15 protein-coding genes and 1 other RNA gene are annotated in these 17,440 nt (G+C 60.0%); 2 read left to right on the top strand and 14 right to left on the bottom strand.

The window, feature by feature from the left end; all coding sequences use genetic code 11:
• The 14 genes from ACJJU9_RS04315 to rsmI form a co-directional block, all read right to left on the bottom strand.
• Entirely contained in the window at positions 1-957 is a 957-nt protein-coding gene (locus ACJJU9_RS04315; RefSeq protein WP_048367180.1) for a D-alanine--D-alanine ligase, read from the bottom strand.
• On the bottom strand, positions 954-2,414 hold the full coding sequence (gene murC, locus ACJJU9_RS04310) for a UDP-N-acetylmuramate--L-alanine ligase (protein ID WP_407730129.1): 1,461 nt from the start codon (positions 2,412-2,414) through the stop codon (positions 954-956). Before murC ends, ACJJU9_RS04315 begins: the two co-directional genes overlap by 4 nt.
• Positions 2,407-3,477 (bottom strand): undecaprenyldiphospho-muramoylpentapeptide beta-N-acetylglucosaminyltransferase, encoded by a 1,071-nt coding sequence (gene murG, locus ACJJU9_RS04305; protein ID WP_153332671.1) that lies wholly within the window; start codon positions 3,475-3,477, stop codon positions 2,407-2,409. Before murG ends, murC begins: the two co-directional genes overlap by 8 nt.
• The gene (gene ftsW, locus ACJJU9_RS04300) at positions 3,467-4,681 is read right to left on the bottom strand and encodes a putative lipid II flippase FtsW (RefSeq protein WP_048389895.1); all 1,215 of its coding nucleotides are present in this window, start codon (positions 4,679-4,681) and stop codon (positions 3,467-3,469) included. Before ftsW ends, murG begins: the two co-directional genes overlap by 11 nt.
• Positions 4,678-6,024 carry a UDP-N-acetylmuramoyl-L-alanine--D-glutamate ligase gene (murD, locus tag ACJJU9_RS04295; RefSeq protein WP_273218658.1) on the bottom strand — a complete coding sequence of 449 codons (1,347 nt, stop codon included), beginning with the start codon at positions 6,022-6,024 and terminating at the stop codon, positions 4,678-4,680. Before murD ends, ftsW begins: the two co-directional genes overlap by 4 nt.
• Positions 6,025-6,029: 5 nt before the next feature.
• The gene (gene mraY, locus ACJJU9_RS04290) at positions 6,030-7,112 is read right to left on the bottom strand and encodes a phospho-N-acetylmuramoyl-pentapeptide-transferase (RefSeq protein WP_048367188.1); all 1,083 of its coding nucleotides are present in this window, start codon (positions 7,110-7,112) and stop codon (positions 6,030-6,032) included.
• Positions 7,112-8,479: a UDP-N-acetylmuramoyl-tripeptide--D-alanyl-D-alanine ligase gene (gene murF, locus ACJJU9_RS04285; RefSeq protein ID WP_407730128.1), complete on the bottom strand. Its 1,368-nt coding sequence runs from the start codon at positions 8,477-8,479 to the stop codon at positions 7,112-7,114. The genes mraY and murF overlap by 1 nt, the downstream gene beginning before the upstream one ends.
• The gene (gene murE / locus ACJJU9_RS04280; protein WP_407730127.1) at positions 8,472-9,935 is read right to left on the bottom strand and encodes a UDP-N-acetylmuramoyl-L-alanyl-D-glutamate--2,6-diaminopimelate ligase; all 1,464 of its coding nucleotides are present in this window, start codon (positions 9,933-9,935) and stop codon (positions 8,472-8,474) included. Before murE ends, murF begins: the two co-directional genes overlap by 8 nt.
• Entirely contained in the window at positions 9,935-11,680 is a 1,746-nt protein-coding gene (locus tag ACJJU9_RS04275) for a penicillin-binding protein 2 (protein ID WP_048367191.1), read from the bottom strand. Before ACJJU9_RS04275 ends, murE begins: the two co-directional genes overlap by 1 nt.
• Positions 11,677-11,970, bottom strand: coding sequence for a cell division protein FtsL (gene ftsL, locus ACJJU9_RS04270; RefSeq protein ID WP_048367192.1), 294 nt, complete (start codon positions 11,968-11,970; stop codon positions 11,677-11,679). The genes ACJJU9_RS04275 and ftsL overlap by 4 nt, the downstream gene beginning before the upstream one ends.
• Entirely contained in the window at positions 11,967-12,914 is a 948-nt protein-coding gene (rsmH, locus tag ACJJU9_RS04265; RefSeq protein WP_407730126.1) for a 16S rRNA (cytosine(1402)-N(4))-methyltransferase RsmH, read from the bottom strand. Before rsmH ends, ftsL begins: the two co-directional genes overlap by 4 nt.
• Positions 12,911-13,366, bottom strand: coding sequence for a division/cell wall cluster transcriptional repressor MraZ (gene mraZ, locus ACJJU9_RS04260; RefSeq protein ID WP_048367195.1), 456 nt, complete (start codon positions 13,364-13,366; stop codon positions 12,911-12,913). Before mraZ ends, rsmH begins: the two co-directional genes overlap by 4 nt.
• Before the next feature lie 356 nt (positions 13,367-13,722).
• Positions 13,723-14,076, bottom strand: an RNA gene (gene rnpB / locus ACJJU9_RS04255) — RNase P RNA component class A.
• Positions 14,077-14,205: 129 nt separating this feature from the next.
• A complete protein-coding gene (rsmI, locus tag ACJJU9_RS04250) occupies positions 14,206-15,060 on the bottom strand; it encodes a 16S rRNA (cytidine(1402)-2'-O)-methyltransferase (RefSeq protein WP_048367196.1) in 855 nt (284 codons plus the stop codon).
• A 236-nt stretch (positions 15,061-15,296) separates the two neighbouring features.
• Here rsmI and ACJJU9_RS04245 point away from each other — a divergent pair, with 236 nt between their 5' ends.
• Both ACJJU9_RS04245 and ACJJU9_RS04240 read left to right on the top strand, forming a co-directional pair.
• Positions 15,297-17,069, top strand: coding sequence for a penicillin-binding protein activator (locus ACJJU9_RS04245; RefSeq protein ID WP_123751354.1), 1,773 nt, complete (start codon positions 15,297-15,299; stop codon positions 17,067-17,069).
• Positions 17,069-17,431, top strand: coding sequence for a YraN family protein (locus ACJJU9_RS04240; protein WP_048367199.1), 363 nt, complete (start codon positions 17,069-17,071; stop codon positions 17,429-17,431). Before ACJJU9_RS04245 ends, ACJJU9_RS04240 begins: the two co-directional genes overlap by 1 nt.
• Positions 17,432-17,440: the final 9 nt, after the last annotated feature.

Raw genomic sequence — 17,440 nt, 5'->3', positions numbered from 1 at the left:
TTAACCTCGTGGCTCAACACTGGCGGCCAGAATCGACAGCACCAGTTGTTGGAAATCCAGACCCGCCGCCTTGGCTGCCATCGGCACCAGGCTATGGTCCGTCATGCCCGGCGCGGTGTTGACCTCAAGCAACCAGAACTGGCCATCAACGTCTTGCATCACGTCCAGACGGCCCCAACCGGCAATCCCGATCGCCTCACAGGCTTTGGCCGTGAGTTCCATCAGCTCTTGCTCTTTGTCGCTATCAAGGCCGCACGGAATCCGGTACTGAGTATCCTCAGACACGTATTTGGCGTCGTAGTCGTAGAACGTATGCGGCGTGCCCAGTGCGATAGGTGGCAACACTTGGTCACGCAGGGTGGCGATGGTGAACTCAGGACCGTGGATCCATTGCTCAACCAGCACTTGCGAGTCGTACTTACTGGCCTCGGTCCAGGCGACGATCAATTCGTCTGCACTGTTCACTTTGGCCATACCGATACTTGAACCTTCATGGGCCGGTTTGACGATCAAAGGGAAGCTCAGTTCCTTCGCCGCAGAAATACAATCAGCTTCGCTGCTCAACACGGCGTGACGCGGTGTTGGAATCCCCAGGCTGTGCCACACCTGCTTGGTGCGCAGCTTGTCCATGGCCAAGGCCGACGCCAGAATGCCGCTGCCGGTGTAAGGGATGCCCAGGCATTCCAGCAGGCCTTGCATGCTGCCGTCTTCACCGCCACGGCCGTGGAGGATGATAAAGGCGCGGTCGATTTTTTCAGCGGTGATACGGCTGATGAAGTCATCGCCCACATCGATACCGAAGGCGTTAACACCCGCGTCCAGCAGCGCCTTGAGAACCGCATTACCCGATTTCAGGGACACTTCACGTTCAGCACTTTTGCCGCCAAAGAGCACCGCTACCCGGCCGAAATCGGCGGGGGCGATGGTCGAAAACAGCGTGGCGTAGGCAGCAGTCATTTCAGTTTCCCCTCGTTGGCGGCAATTTCAGCACCGGCGAACAACGGACTTTTAATCAGTTGCGGTGCCAGACGGCCGATATCGCCCGCCCCTTGGCACAACAGAATGTCGCCTGCACGCAGCAGCGGCTTGACGATTGGCGCCAGCTCAACGCCGCGCTCGATGTAGATCGGGTCTAACTGGCCGCGCTGACGGATGCTGTGGCACAGCTGACGGCTGTCCGCGCCCGGAATCGGTTCTTCGCCCGCCGGGTAGACTTCCATCAACAGCAACACGTTGGCGTCGGCCAGCACTTGCACGAAATCGTCGTACAGGTCGCGGGTACGGCTAAAGCGGTGCGGCTGGTAAACCATGACCAGGCGGCGCTCAGGCCAACCACCGCGCACGGCTTTAATCACTGCAGCAACTTCGGTCGGGTGGTGACCGTAGTCGTCCACCAGCATCACGCTGCCGCCATCGACCGGCAGTTCGCCGTAGACCTGGAAGCGTCGGCCCACACCCTGGAAGCCCGACAGGCCCTGAACGATGGCTTCATCGCTGATGCCTTCATCGGAGGCAATGCAGATGGTGGCCAAGGCGTTCAGTACGTTGTGGTTGCCCGGCATATTGACCGACACATCCAGCGGCTCGCGGTCTGGGCGCAGCACGGTGAAGAAGGTTTGCATGCCCTGCTGGCGCACATTGATGGCGCGCACGTCAGCGGCTTCGCTGAAGCCGTAGGTCACGGTTGGACGTTTGACCAGTGGCAGGATTTCACGCACCACCGGATCGTCCAGGCACAGCACAGCCAAGCCGTAGAACGGCAGGTTGTGGAGGAACTCGACGAAGGTTTTCTTCAGTTTGTTGAAGTCACCTTCGTAGGTCGCCATGTGGTCGGCGTCGATGTTGGTGACGACCGCAACCAGCGGTTGCAGGTGCAAGAAGCTGGCATCGCTCTCGTCAGCTTCGGCAATCAGGTAACGGCTGGTGCCCAACTGGGCATTGGTGCCTGCTGCATTCAGACGGCCACCGATGACGAACGTCGGGTCAAGGCCACCGGCCGCGAACACCGAAGCCAACAGGCTGGTGGTGGTGGTTTTACCGTGCGTGCCGGCAACGGCGATGCCGTGGCGATAGCGCATCAGCTCAGCCAGCATTTCGGCCCGTGGCACTACCGGAATGCGGCGCTCAAGCGCACTGGCAACTTCCGGGTTGGAGGTGTTTACAGCGCTGGACACCACCAGCACATCGGCGTTGGCAGCGTTCTCGGCGCGGTGGCCGATAAAGATGTGCGCGCCAAACGACTCAAGGCGTTCGGTAACAGCCGATGCATTGAGGTCAGAGCCCGACACCTGGTAGCCCAGGTTCAGCAATACCTCTGCGATCCCGCACATGCCCACGCCGCCGATACCGACGAAGTGGATACGACGGATGCGGCGCATTTCCGGTTGCGGCATGGCTTTTTGATTCTCAACCATTGGCCACCTCCAGGCAGATGTCGACAACGTTACGGGTGGCATCAGGTTTGGCCAGGCGACGCGCGTTGGCCGCCATGCTGTTGAGTCGTTCCGGTTGCATCAATACCTCTGTCAGGCGAGCCGCCAGTTCGGCCGCGCCAGTTGTCGCTTGCGGCATCAGGAAGGCCGCGCCCTCCCGTGCCAAAAAGTCAGCATTACGGCTCTGATGGTCGTCAATCGCGTGGGGCAACGGCACCAGCAGCGAGGGCAGACCGGCCGCAGCCAGTTCACTGACGGTCAGCGCGCCTGCGCGACAAACCACCAGGTCGGCCCAGCCATAGGCGTGGGCCATGTCTTTGATGAAGGGCTGAACATCTGCCTCGACACCGGCCGCGGTGTAACGCTGGGCGGTGATTTCATCGTGTTTTTTGCCCGCCTGATGAAACACTTCAGGGCGCAGCTCAGCCGCTACGTTGGCCAAGGCTTCAGGCAGTAATTTGTTCAGGGGCTCGGCACCCAGGCTGCCGCCCAGCACCAGCAAGCGCGCCTTGCGCCCTTCGAGTGCAGCGCGGGGCGCCAGAGTGAACAGCTCGGGGCGCACCGGGTTGCCGGTAGTGCGCAGCTTGTCCGAGGCGGCAAACGTCTGCGGGAAGGCTTCACACACACGGCTCGTCATCGGCACCAACAAACGGTTGGCGGTACCGGCCACGGCGTTCTGCTCGTGAATGATCACCGGCACGCCGCAGGTTTTGGCCGCCAGGCCGCCAGGCCCGGTCACATAGCCGCCAAAGCCGAGCACGCACACGGGCTTGAGCTGGCGGATGATTTTGCGTGCCTGGAACAAGGCCTTGAGCAACACAAACGGCGCCTTGAGCAGCGACAGTTTGCCTTTGCCACGCAGGCCCGTGACGTTGATCCGGTGCAGGGTAAAGCCTGCCGGTTCAACCAGTTCGTTTTCGATGCCTCGCGGTGTTCCGAGCCAGTGCACGGTGTAGCCACGCGCTTCAAACTCACGCGCGCAGGCCAGCGCCGGGAACACATGCCCGCCGGTGCCGCCCGCCATGATCAGCACATTAGCGCCCATGGTTCGGCTCCTCTGCGAAGTCGCTTTCTTTGAAGTCGGTCTCTTCGCTGCCCAGGTGGGTTCGACTCTCCCACTCGATGCGCAGCAACAAACCCATACACACACAGCAAATCACCAACGAACTGCCGCCATAACTGAGGAATGGCAAGGTCAGGCCTTTGGTAGGCAGCAGACCGACGTTTACCCCGATGTTGATCAGGAACTGGCCGATCCACAGGAACGACAAGCCGTACGCCATGTAAGCCGAGAAGTATTGTTTGGCGCGCTCTGCCCACATGCCGATGTACATGCCGCGCACACAGACGAACACGAACAGCGCCACGGTCAGCAACGAACCGACCACGCCGAGTTCTTCAGCCAATACCGAGAACACGAAGTCGGTGTGCGCTTCGGGCAGGTAGAACTGCTTTTGTACGCTGTTGCCCAAGCCCACCCCGAACCACTCGCCGCGACCGAACGCGATCAGTGCCTGGGTGAGTTGGTAGCCCGAACCAAACTGGTCGGACCATGGGTCGGTAAAGGTAATCAGACGCGCCATCCGGTACGGCTGTGCTTGAACCAGCACGAACACCGCGCCCACCGCCAACGCCACCATCAGCGCGAAGCGGAACAGGCCCACACCGCCGAGGAACAACATGGCCGCCGCTGCGCCCATCATTACGACGGTGGCACCGAAGTCAGGCTCCATCAGCAATAAACCTGCCATGGGCAGCAACACGATGAAGGGCTTGAAGAAGCCCATCCAGCTGTCACGCACTTCCTTTTGCTGACGCACCAGGTAGCCGGCGAGGTAAATCACCACGAACACTTTGGCGATTTCCGAAGGCTGCACGTTAAAGAAGCTGAAACCGATCCAGCGCATCGAACCGTTGACCTCACGGCCAATGCCCGGCAGCAACACCATGACCAGCAAGCCGAACGCACCGATCAACAGCATGAAGCCCATACGCTGCCAGGTCGCAATCGGCACCATCATGGTCATGATGCACGCACCCAGACCGAGCACGATGTAAAACAGGTGCCGGATCATGTGGTACAGCGTGTTACCCGACTGCAACGCCGCCACTTCAGACGACGCCGAGGTGATCATCACCAGCCCCAGGCCCAGCAGTGCCAGGCAACCGGCCAGCAGCGGGAAGTCGAGGTCTATGCCACGGCCCGTGATCAAGGGCGAAGGGTAAGGTTTCAGGAAGCCGAAGATCATGCCAATGCCTCCACTGCGCGCGCAAAGAGGTGGCCGCGTTCTTCGTAATTTTTGAACATATCAAAGCTGGCGCACGCAGGCGACAGCAGTACCGCGTCACCTGCGCGAGCCTGTGCACGGCTTTGCGCAATGGCGTCGTCCAGCGAAGTGGCCCGAATTTGCGGAACCGCATCACCCAGCGCATCGGCGATCAGACCGCTATCGCGGCCCATCAACACCACGGCGCGGCAGTGCTTGGCGACGGAATCGCGCAGGCCGCTGAAATCAGCGCCCTTGCCATCACCGCCGGCGATCAGGATCAGCTTGCCGTCCATGTCCGAGCCCAAGCCTTCAATGGCGGCCAGGGCAGCACCGACGTTGGTGGCTTTGGAGTCGTTGTAATAGCTCACGCCGTCCAGTTCGCGGACCCATTGGCAACGATGCTCAAGACCGGCAAAGGTACGCAGGCTCGACAGCATGGCGTCGAACGGCAAGCCCACGGCATGCCCCAGCGCCAGCGCAGCCAAAGCATTGGCCTGGTTGTGTGCGCCACGGATTTTCAATTCACGCACGGGCATCAGGTTCTGGAATTCGAAGGCCAGGTATTTTTCGCCCTGCTCTTCACGCAGGCCGAACGCCTTGAAATCGGGAACGCTCAAGCCGAACGACCAGCACGGCAGGCCTTCGCCCATCAGCGGACGGGTGAGTGCGTCCTGACGGTTGAACACCACTTGGCGAGCGCCACGGAAAATCCGGTGCTTGGCCAAGTGATACGCCGGCAGGCCGCTGTAGCGGTCCATGTGGTCTTCGCTGATGTTGAGCACGGTGGCGACTTCAGCGCCGAGGTCGTTGGTGGTTTCGAGCTGGAAACTCGAGAGTTCCATCACGTACAGCTCGATGTCATCGCTGAGCAGGTCCAGCGCCGGGGTGCCAAGGTTGCCGCCCACGGCCACACGCTTGCCGGCCGCCGCGGCCATTTCGCCCACCAGCGTGGTCACGGTGCTTTTCGCGTTGGAACCACTGATTGCCACGATGGGGGCTTTCGCGTTACGCGCGAACAGGTCGATGTCGCCCGACAGTTTCACCCCACGGGCAGCCGCCGCTTGCAGCGCAGGCGTCGCCAGGGCCAGACCGGGGCTCACGTAGAGCTCATCGGCGCGGCACAGGAACTCGACGTCCAGCTCGCCACAACGCACGTCCACCTGCGGATAGTCACGGCGCAGCGTGGCCAGCTCCGGTGGATTTTCCCGCGTGTCCGCTACGGCAAACGACACACCCCGGCTCGCCAGAAAGCGCACCAGGGACATGCCGCTCTTGCCGAGGCCGACAACGATGCGGAAGTGGTCAGAAGCGATCAGAGACACAGGTTCTACCTCAGCTTCAGCGTGGCAAGGCCGATCAACACGAGGATCACGGTGATAATCCAGAAACGGACGATCACGCGTGGCTCAGGCCAGCCCTTGAGTTCAAAGTGGTGGTGAATCGGCGCCATGCGGAACACCCGCTTGCCGGTCAGCTTGAACGACGCGACCTGGATGACCACCGACAGGGTTTCCATCACGAACACACCGCCCATGATGAACAGCACGATTTCTTGGCGCACGATGACCGCGATGGTGCCCAGCGCAGCACCCAGCGCCAGTGCGCCGACGTCGCCCATGAACACTTGTGCCGGGTAGGTGTTGAACCACAGGAAGCCAAGCCCGGCACCAATCAGTGCGCCGCAGAATACAATCAGCTCACCGGCGCCCGGAACATACGGAATCAGCAGGTAGTCAGCGAATTTCAGGTTGCCCGACAGGTAGCAGAAGATACCCAGCGCGCCGCCGACCATCACGGTGGGCATGATCGCCAGGCCGTCGAGGCCGTCAGTCAGGTTGACCGCGTTGCTCGAACCGACGATCACAAAATAGGTCAGCACGACAAAGCCGATGCCCAGTGGAATGCTGGCATCTTTAAGAATCGGCAGGATCAAGGTGGTTTCGACGGCGCTTGGCGCGGTCACGTACAGGAAGATCGCCGCAGCCAGGCCGAACACCGATTGCCAGAAGTACTTCCAGCGGCTTGGCAGCCCGCGCGAGTTCTTTTCGATGACCTTACGGTAGTCATCAACCCAGCCAATGGCGCCAAACAGCAGGGTCACCAGCAACACCACCCACACATAACGGTTGCTCAGGTCAGCCCACAGCAAGGTGCTGATGGTAATGGCCGACAAGATCAACGCACCACCCATGGTCGGGGTGCCGGATTTGGACAGGTGTGATTGCGGACCATCGTTACGCACCGATTGGCCGATCTGACGGTTTTGCAACGTGCGGATCATCCACGGGCCAAGGCACAACGACAACGACAGCGCGGTCAGTACGCCCAGAATCCCGCGCAGGGACAGGTACTGGAAGACTGCGAAGCCCTTGTAAAACTGTTGTAGATACTCCGCTAGAAGCAGCAGCATTAATGTTTCTCCCCGCAGGAACCGCACAGTGCCGCAACGACGTTCTCCATCGCTGCGCTGCGCGAGCCCTTGATCAAAATAGTGGTGTTTTTTTCGTGCTCAGTGCGAAGTGCCGTGATCAGGTCAGCCTGATTGGCAAAGTGACGAGCCTGGTGTCCAAATGCAGCGACGGCATGAGCCATCAGCGGTCCCACCGCATAGAGCGCTGAAACCTTGTCGGCGGCATAAGCGCCTACTTCACGATGTCCTTGCTCCGCCCACTCACCCAGCTCGCCAATGTCTCCGAGTACCAGGACGGTACGACCGGAAAAGGCGGCGAGTATATCAACGGCAGCGCACATTGAGGTGGGGTTTGCGTTGTAAGTGTCATCAATAATTCGCAGGCCTGTGCCAGTCACTTGCGCGACCGCACGCCCTTTGACTGGCTGCACGGCCTCAAGGCCGGTTTTGATGCCGAACAACGACACACCCAGCGCATGGGCGGCAGCCGCGGCGGCCAATGCATTGGCCACGTTATGCATGCCCAACAGGTTGATTTGAACCGGCTCGATACCTTGCGGGCTGCGCAGGGTAAAACGTGGGCAACCTCGCGCATCCAGGCTCAAATCACTGGCGTAGAAATCTGCTTCAGGGTTTTTCAGCGAGAAGCTGAGCACCTGGCGACCGGCTGCGCGGGCGTGCCAGATGGCAAAAGCCTTGTCATCGAGGTTGAGCACGGCGATGCCGTCTGCCGCCAGGCCTTCAATAATTTCACCTTTGGCCTCGACGATTTTGTCAGGGCCGCCGAACTCACCCACGTGGGCGGTACCGGCATTGTTCAGCACCGCAACGTGGGGCTTGGTCATGGCCACGGTGTAGGCGATTTCGCCGATGCGCGAAGCACCCAGTTCGATGACCGCCGAGGTGTGTTCCCGGGTCAGTTCGAGCAGGGTCAGCGGCACGCCCAAGTCGTTATTCAAGTTGCCTTTGGTCGCCAGCACCGGGCCGCGCGTGCGCAGGATGCAGGCCAGCATTTCCTTGACCGTGGTTTTGCCGCTGGAGCCGGTGATGGCCGCAACCGGCTTGTCGTAGCCGGCACGGTTCCGCGCGCCCAATTGGCCCAACGCGGCACGGGTATCCGCGACCACCAGTTGAGGCAAGGCCGACTCAGGCACTTCGCGCTCAACAAGGGCTGCGACGGCGCCTTTTGCAGCGACGTCATTCAAGTAGTCATGACCATCAAAACGCGGGCCGGTCAGGGCAATGAACAACTGGCCCTGGTCAATGGCGCGGCTGTCGATGCTGACGCCACTGAAACGCGCGTCTTCACCAACCAAACGACCATTCAGGGTGGCTGCCACTTCGCTCAACAACAAAGGCTTAAGCATGCGCAGCCTCCCAGGCGTTGAGGGCTTTTTCAGCTTCGACCAGGTCAGAGAAATCGTGGCGTTCGCCGTTGATTTCCTGATAGTCCTCGTGACCTTTACCGGCCAGCACGATGACGTCTTCGGCGTGCGCATTGGCGATGATCTGGGCAATGGCGGCACCGCGACCGGCGACAAAGGTCACCTTGTCAGTGTTGGCAAAGCCTGCACGGATATCGCTGAAGATCTGCGCCGGGTCTTCGCTGCGCGGGTTGTCGTCTGTCACCAGTACGGCGTCAGCCAACCGCTCGACCACTTCGGCCATGATCGGGCGCTTGCCGCGATCACGGTCGCCGCCGCAGCCGAACAGGCATTGCAACTGACCTTTGGCGTGAGGACGCAGGGCCGCCAGTACTTTTTCCAGCGCGTCCGGGGTGTGGGCATAATCGACCACGACCAGCGGCTTGCTGCCGCCGCCCAGGCGCTGCATGCGACCCACCGGGCCTTCCAGCTTGGGCAAGACCTTGAGAATTTCATCGAGTGCATAGTCGAGACCGAGCAGCGCGCCAACCGCCGCCAGGACGTTGCTCAGGTTGAAACGACCGAGCAAAGTGCTGCGCAACAGGTGCTCGCCTTGCGGGGTTACCAACGTGGCGCGCACACCATCGTCATCGAACACGGCGTCACGGCAATACAGGTAAGCGCTGCTGTCTTCGAGGCTGTAACTGATCAGTTTCGAGGGGTGTTTTTCGCTCGCCAGTTGACGGCCGAACTCGTCATCCAGGTTCACCACCCGGCTGCTCAGATCAGGCCAGGCAAACAGCTTGGCCTTGGCGGCTGCATAAGCCTCCATGGTGCCGTGATAGTCCAGATGATCGCGGGACAAGTTGGTCATCACGGCCACGTCGAACGCTAACGCGCTGACCCGGCCTTGATCCAGCCCGTGAGACGACACTTCCATGGCAACGGCTTTGGCCCCGGCCTTTTTCAGGTCGGCCAACATGGCCTGCACGGCAATCGGGTCCGGCGTGGTGTTGCGCCCGCTTTGCAGCGCACCGTAAAAACCGGTACCCAGCGTGCCAATGATGCCGCAGTGTTGGCCCAGGTGATCAAGCGCTTGCGCGACCAGTTGCGTCACGCTGGTTTTGCCATTGGTGCCGGTAACGCCCACCAGGTTCAAGACGCGGCTTGGTTCACCATAAAAGCGCCCGGCCAGGTCCGACAGTTGGGCGATCAAGCCTTTGACAGGGATCAGCGGTACATCGGTAATCGGCAACACTGAAGCGCCTTCGACTTCATAGGCCACGGCGGCTGCGCCACGCTGCAAAGCATCGGCGATGTGTTCACGACCATCGAGCTTGGCGCCCGGCACCGCGAGGAACAAATCACCGGCACGCACACTGCGGCTGTCGAGGGTCAACTCACGGATCATCACGTCGTGACCCGCGTTAGGGAAAATTTTGATCAGGTTCAGGGACATTAGCCGCGCCCTCCTTTGGCTGCTGCAGCGGTCGCAGCTTGTTGCTCTGCTGCCGTCGGCAGGTTGTCCGGGGTCACGTTCATCAGGCGCAACGTTCCGGACATCACTTTGCTGAAGACCGGCGCCGATACCAGACCACCGAAGTAGCCCGCCTTACTCGGCTCATCGATCACGACCACGATCGCGTAGCGCGGATCGCTCATCGGGCCAAAACCGGCAAACAGGGAACGGTAAGAGTTGACCGCGTAGCCTTTAACGCCGCCGGACGAGGTTTTACGCGCCGTACCCGACTTGCCGCCGACGTGATACGCCGGCACCTTGGCACGCCAGACACCACGCGGGTTTTCGATCACTTCCTGGAGCATGCCCTGCAAGGTCTTGGCGACCTGCTCCGGCATGACTTGCGTGGCTTGTACGGGCTTGTCCTTGTCGGCCTTGAGCAAGGTCAGCGGTGCCAACTTGCCGTTGTTGGCCAATGCCGAGAACGCGTGAACCAACTGGATGGCGGTCACGGAAACACCGTAGCCGTAAGACAGGGTCGCGGTTTCGGCTTTGCGCCATTCACGGTAGTTGGGCAGGTTACCCACACGCTCGCCGGGGAAGCCCAGACCGGTGTCCTGGCCCAGGCCCATTTTCGCCATCTGACGGAAAATCGCTTCGCCACCGATATCGAAGGCGACCTTACTCATGCCCACGTTACTGGAGTTGATCAGGATGCCGGTCAGGTCCAGCACCGGGCCTTCAGTACGCGATACGTCACGAATGGTGTATTTGCCCAACTGCAAGGTACCCGGGTACACCTCAACCTTGTCGGTTGGTTTCCAGCGACCGGTTTCCAGCGCCGCACTCATCGAAATCGGCTTAACCGTTGAACCCGGCTCGAACACGTCGATCATGGCGCGGTTACGCATCATCGCCGGTTGCAGGTTGCGACGGTTGTTCGGGTTGTAAGTCGGTTGGTTGACCATGGCGAGGATTTCGCCGGTCTTCACGTCCATGATCACCAGGCTGCCCGCCTTGGCGCCGTTTTCGACCAGCGCATTGCGCAGTTCGCGGTTGGCCAGGTATTGCAGGCGCAGGTCAATCGACAACGCCAAGGTCTTCCCTGCCTTGGCGTTTTTAGTGACTTGAATGTCTTTAATCAGACGACCGCGTCGGTCCTTGATGACCTGTCGCTTGCCCGGCACACCGGCCAGCCATTCGTCATAGGCCAGCTCGACACCCTCACGACCTTTGTCATCGATATCGGTAAAGCCCACCATGTGCGCGGTGACTTCACCGGCCGGGTAGAAGCGGCGGAACTCTTCAATGCCGTAAACGCCCGGAACCTTGAGATCGAGCACGACTTGCCCTTGCTCGGGCGTCAGGCCACGAACGAGGTAAATGAATTCTTTGTTGGCTTGCTGCTCAAGGCGCGCAGTCAGCACTTTAGGGTCTTGCCCAAGCGCGCGCGCCAATGCCGGCCAGTGATCCTTACCCGCCTGCATTTCTTTTGGGTTGGCCCACAGCGTGGTCACCGGCGTACTGACCGCCAGAGGCTCGCCATTACGGTCGGTAATCAACCCGCGGTGTGCCGGGATGGTGATGTGCCGCAAGCTGCGGGCATCGCCCTGACCTTTCAAGAAATCGTGGTCGATCACTTGCAGGTAGATAATCTGGCAGGCGATCGCGCCTACCAGCAGCGCCAGTAAACCCAGCACCACGCGAAAACGCCACGGATAGAGCGCGCCTTCGAGTTTGATCATGGCGTCACCATCCGAACTTCTGCTGCACCGGGGATGTGCATCTTCAGTTGTTCGCTGGCCAGGGTTTCGATACGGCTATGGGCAGTCCAGGTGCTCTGCTCAAGGATCAAGCGGCCCCACTCTGCCTGGGCCTTGTCGCGCACGCTCAGCTCCCCGTACAGGGTGTTGAGCAATTGGCGGTTCCAGTGCGCGCTATAGGAAACGCCCACGGCTGAAACCAGCACGGCAACAAACAGCAGCAGCATGAAGAAGCTTCCGCCGGGGAGGGGTTTGGCGTAAAGCTTGTTCAACGAAGCTTCTCCGCAACGCGCATGACAGCGCTGCGCGAGCGCGGGTTGGCTTTGAGTTCGGCTTCAGAAGCGAACTGCGCCTTGCCATGAATTTTGATCTTGGGCTCAAAGGCTTTGTGCTGGACAGGCAAGCCACGCGGCAGGTTGTCCGGTTCACCTTTGACCAAATCGCGCATGAACAGCTTGACGATGCGGTCCTCGAGGGAGTGGAAGCTGATAACAACCAGACGGCCGCCGACTTCCAGCGACTCCAGCGCCGCTTCAAGACCGGCCTTCAGATCTCCGAGTTCGTTGTTAACGTGAATGCGCAGGCCCTGGAACGTTCGGGTCGCAGGGTGCTTGCCCTTTTCCCAGGCCGGATTGGCAACTTTGAGTACTTCAGCCAGATCGCCAGTGCGCTCGAACGGCGTGATTTCACGGCGCTCGACCACGGCACGGGCCATGCGACCGGCGTAGCGCTCTTCGCCGTATTCCTTGAACACACGGGTGATTTCTTCGTGGGAGGCGGTGTTGACGAACTCCGCCGCGCTGATGCCCGCATTCGGGTTCATGCGCATGTCCAGAGGGCCGTCATTCATGAAGCTGAAGCCACGCTCCGGGTCGTCAAGCTGTGGCGACGACACGCCCAGGTCGAGCAGAACGCCGCTGACCTTGCCCGCCAGGCCGCGCTCGGCCACTTCGGCTCCCATTTCAGCAAAGCTGCGCTGCACAATGACAAAGCGGCCGTCTTCGGCCGCTAGCGCTTGCCCGGTCGCAATCGCTTGTGGATCTTTATCAAACCCGAGGAGACGCCCCTGGGGGCCAAGATGCTGGAGTATCAGGCGGCTATGTCCGCCGCGACCAAAGGTGCCATCCAGATAGCATCCATCAGGACGTACGGCGAGAGCCTCTACGGCTTCATCGAGCAGTACGGTGATGTGGTTGAAGTCGCTATCAATAGTCACAGAATTAAATCACGCAGTTCATCAGGCATCGCGCCCGGTTGTTGAATGGCTGCAAGGTCAGCGGCAGAAACGGCTTCCCAGGCATCCTCGTCCCACAGTTGAAACTTGTTCAACTGGCCCACCAACATCGCGCGCTTGTCCAACTTGGCATACTCACGCAAACGCGGCGGCACCAGAAAACGACCACTGCCGTCGAGCTCAAGATCGACGGCATTACCAATCAACAAGCGTTGTAAACGTCGGTTTTCTTCACGTAACGACGGCAACGCCCGCAGCTTGGTTTCAATCAATTCCCACTCATCGAGCGGGTACACACATAAGCAGGGATCCACCGCATCAATGGTCACGATCAGTTGCCCGGAGCTTCTCGAATTCAGCTCGTCACGGTACCGGCTCGGCATTGCGAGACGGCCCTTGGCATCGAGACTGATTGCGTTAGCTCCGCGAAACACGAGGCGGCACTCCAAATATTAGCGTTTTACGTCTGGAAAACCCACTTTATGCCACTTTTCGCCACTTGCGCACACTATAGGAATGCCCCTACCACACCGTCAAGGCGCGGCCCGAAGGAAAATCCTTACATTACGGAGATTTAGGTGGGTAAATAGACGCACAGCAATAAGCGAAAGGTTTTTTGGAGGGGCGATCCGCAGCTAATTCAATGCGCAGGACTTCAAACTTAAAGTGGTTTCTTAAGAGTGAGGTTTTTTTGACATTAAGATGAGCGGTTCTTCATGCAACTAAAGCGAGGGGGTGAAGCGAGCATTTCTACATGCCTGTCTGCTTGCGAAACAAGCAGGGGAAAAAGGTGGAGAGTCGATCTGTAAGCCGGGTTCTGTCTTGAACAGTCATTCGTCTACGATGGCCATCACTGGACATCTTTAGCAACCTACCCGGTCCCAGCGCGGGCCACGCCTTGGGACCCTATTTGGTCTTGCTCCAAGTGGGGTTTACCTAGCCACGAACTGTTGCCAGACGTGCGGTGCGCTCTTACCGCACCTTTTCACCCTTACCGGCGCCGAAGCGCTTAGGCGGTTATTTTCTGTGGCACTTTCCGTAGGCTCACGCCTCCCAGGCATTACCTGGCACTTCGCCCTATGGAGCCCGGACTTTCCTCCCCCCCCTAATTTTCATAGAGGGCAGCGACTGTCCAATCGACTCTCCGGCGCGAAGGTTAACTGTACACAGCGTATAGAACAAGCTTTAAAGCGTGTAATCGCGCCCGGCAATCAAACTTCAGCGGCTCTATTTAAAGCCCGATTGTTAAATCAAGGCTAAATGCCACTACTCGTTACTCTGCTTTCTGCTTATCAAGCGCAACTTGGTACAACACGTTCTTGCGCTCACCGGTTATTTCAGCGGCCAATGCAGCAGCACGTTTGAGCGGCATCTCTTTAAGCAACAAATCAAGAATGCGCATGGCTTCACTGCTGACAACTTGATCTGTCTCGGGAGCTGTCCAACCAGCAACCAGCACCACGCATTCGCCACGCTGTTGATTGCTGTCTGCCTCAACAAAAGCGCGCAGTTCGGACAAAGGCAAGCCCTTGAGGGTTTCAAAGGTCTTGGTCAGCTCCCTCGCCAACAATGCCGGGCGATCAGCACCAAACACCGACTCCATGTCTTGCAGGCACTCCAGAATGCGGTGCGGCGCCTCATAGAAAATCAGCGTGCGCGGCTCTTCCTTTACTGCCTCCAGACGCGAGCGACGGCCCACCGCCTTGGCCGGCAAGAAGCCTTCGAAGATAAAGCGGTCAGAGGGCAGGCCCGCGGCCGACAAAGCGGCAATCAAGGCGCACGCACCCGGCACCGGCACCACCTTGACCCCGGCCGCACGTGCCTGGCGCACCAGGTGGTAGCCCGGATCAGAGATCAGCGGGGTCCCCGCGTCGGAGATCAACGCCACGTCCTCACCGGCGAGCAAGCGCTGGATGAAGCGATTACCTTCATCCCGCTCGTTATGCTCGTGACAGGCACCCAGCGGCGTCGCGATACCAAAATGCTGCATCAGGCGCAGCGAGTGGCGCGTGTCCTCGGCCGCGATCAGCGATACCTCGCGCAACACTTTGAGCGCACGCGCACTGATGTCGTCCAGGTTACCGATGGGCGTGGCCACCACATAAAGTGAGCCAACAACGGAATTCAAAGCACCTGGAGCAGTCAAAACGCGCACCTCATGAGAGTTAAAGGCGCCATTGTAACGCGTAGAGCCTGGCTGGACGCACCCTTAAAGGAGCGGCCAAAAGTCTCAACCGGCAAAACACTGCCCATCGCAGTGGCCAGAACTCATCTAAAGTGAAGCTTTATCACCAGTAAGATCGCGTCCCGGCCAGCGCTTGGGTACACTTCGCCACTCTTTTGTTCGAGTATCAGGAACACTACATGATCGCTTGCCTGCGGCTGTTCACTGCCCTCTGCCTCGCTGCCTTGCTGGCGGCCTGCGCCAGCTCGCCCTCGTCCAGCCTTGGCGAACTCCCACGTACGCCCGATGCCAGCCTTGAACAGCTGCTGCAAGAGGCCTCTGCGAGCAAGGACCCGGAAAAAGCAGCCCTGCTGCGCCTGTCTGCGACCGACCTTGCCATACGCCAACACAACAACCAGCGCGCTGCGCAAATTCTGGCGCAAGTGCCGCTGGATCAGCTCAAGCCTGCACAACAGGTGTTTGCCAGCACCCTGGCCGCTGAACTGGCGATGAGCCGCAATCAGCCCAAAGACGCGCTGGTCGCCCTGAACCACCCAAGCGTCTCGCGCCTCAACGAGATGCCGGCCGACCTGCAAATGCGCACCCACAAGGTTCGCGCCCTGGCACTGGAGGCTGACGGTCAAACCCTGGCCGCCGCGCGCGAGCGTGTTGCCATGAGCCAGAGCCTAACCGGCGAGGCCGCCAACAGCAACAACGAGGCCATCTGGGCACTGGTTGCCGCCTTGCCGGCTGACCAACTGCGCACGCCCGAGCCTGGCGTACTGGGCGGCTGGATGTCGTTGGCGCTGGCCATCAAGAGCGCCAGCAGCCTGCAAGACCAGCAAAACGCCATCGATCAATGGCGCGCACAAAACCCGGCGCACCCGGCAGCCATTCAACTGCCAGCCACGCTGATCAAGCTCAAGGAACTGGCCAGCCAACCGCTGACCAAGATCGCCCTGCTGCTGCCTCAAGACGGCCAACTGGCTTCAGTCAGCAAAGCACTGCGCGACGGCTTCATGGCGGCCTACTATCAGGCACAGCAAGCCGGTCAAAACCCGCCCAGCGTTCAGTTCTATGACAGCTCGCGCCTGACCTCGCTGGATGACTTCTATCGCAAGGCCCAGGCCGATGGCGTGCAACTGGTGGTCGGCCCGCTGGAGAAATCCCTGGTCAAGCAACTGAACATGCACCAGCAACTACCGATTACTACCCTGGCCCTGAACTACAGTGAAGGCGGCCAAGGCCCGGCGCAACTGTTCCAGTTTGGTCTGGCGGCTGAAGACGAAGCCCGTGAAGTGGCTCGCCGTGCCCATGCCGACGGTCTGACCCGCGCAGGCGCCATGGTGCCGCAAGGAGAATGGGGCGACCGCGTACTCAAAGCCTTCCGTCAGGAATGGGAAGCCAACGGCGGCACCATTGTGGGTGTCGAACACATCGACAAGCCGGTTGCCCTGGCACAACAGGTTGCCGATCTGGTGCAACTGCGTAACGCTGGCGGCTCTGGCCAGCCATCGCGCCGTCAGGACATGGAGTTCATCTTCCTGGCCGCAACACCGCAGCAAGCCCAACAGATCAAACCGACCCTGAACTACCAGTACGCCGGTGACATCCCGGTTTACGCCACCTCGCACGTCTTCAGTGCCAGCGGCGACCAGAACCAGTACAACGACATGAACGGCATCCGCTTCTGCGAAACCCCTTGGCTGCTCGACACCGCCAACCCACTGCGCCAGCAAGTAGCAGCGCAATGGCCACAAGCTGGTGGTAGCCTGGGCCGTCTATACGCCATGGGCGTAGACGCTTTCGAACTGTCGTCGCGCCTGGGTCAGCTCAAGGCACTGCCTGAAAACCGTGTTGACGGCTTGTCCGGCAGCCTCAGCATGGACTCCAGCCAACACATTCAGCGTCAGTTGCCATGGGCCGAGTTCGCCAACGGGCAGATTCATCGCCTGCCTGACACACCCAACTGATGCCCGATCGCTCAAGCCAGCAAACAGGCAAAGATGCCGAGCGCACTGCGCTGCGGCATCTTGAGCGACACGGTTTACGCTTGCTGGCGCAAAATTGGCTATGCAAGCGCGGCGAGCTGGATCTGGTCATGCTTGACGGCGATACAGTAGTATTCGTCGAAGTTCGTTACCGACAACATGCGCAATGGGGTGGCGCACTCGCCAGCGTTGATGCTCGCAAGCGTCAGAAGCTGATTATGGCCGCCCAGTACTTCTTGCAACGCGAATCACGCTGGGCCAACTACCCGTGCCGATTCGACGTGGTAGCCATGGATAGCGCAACACCTCACTTGAACTGGCTACGGAACGCCTTTGACAGCTAAAACGCTGCA

Origin of the sequence: Pseudomonas helleri, assembly GCF_045830615.1 — a bacterium.
Classification (GTDB): Bacteria; Pseudomonadota; Gammaproteobacteria; order Pseudomonadales; family Pseudomonadaceae; genus Aquipseudomonas; species Aquipseudomonas helleri.
This window is presented reverse-complemented; position numbering and strand designations above follow the sequence as displayed.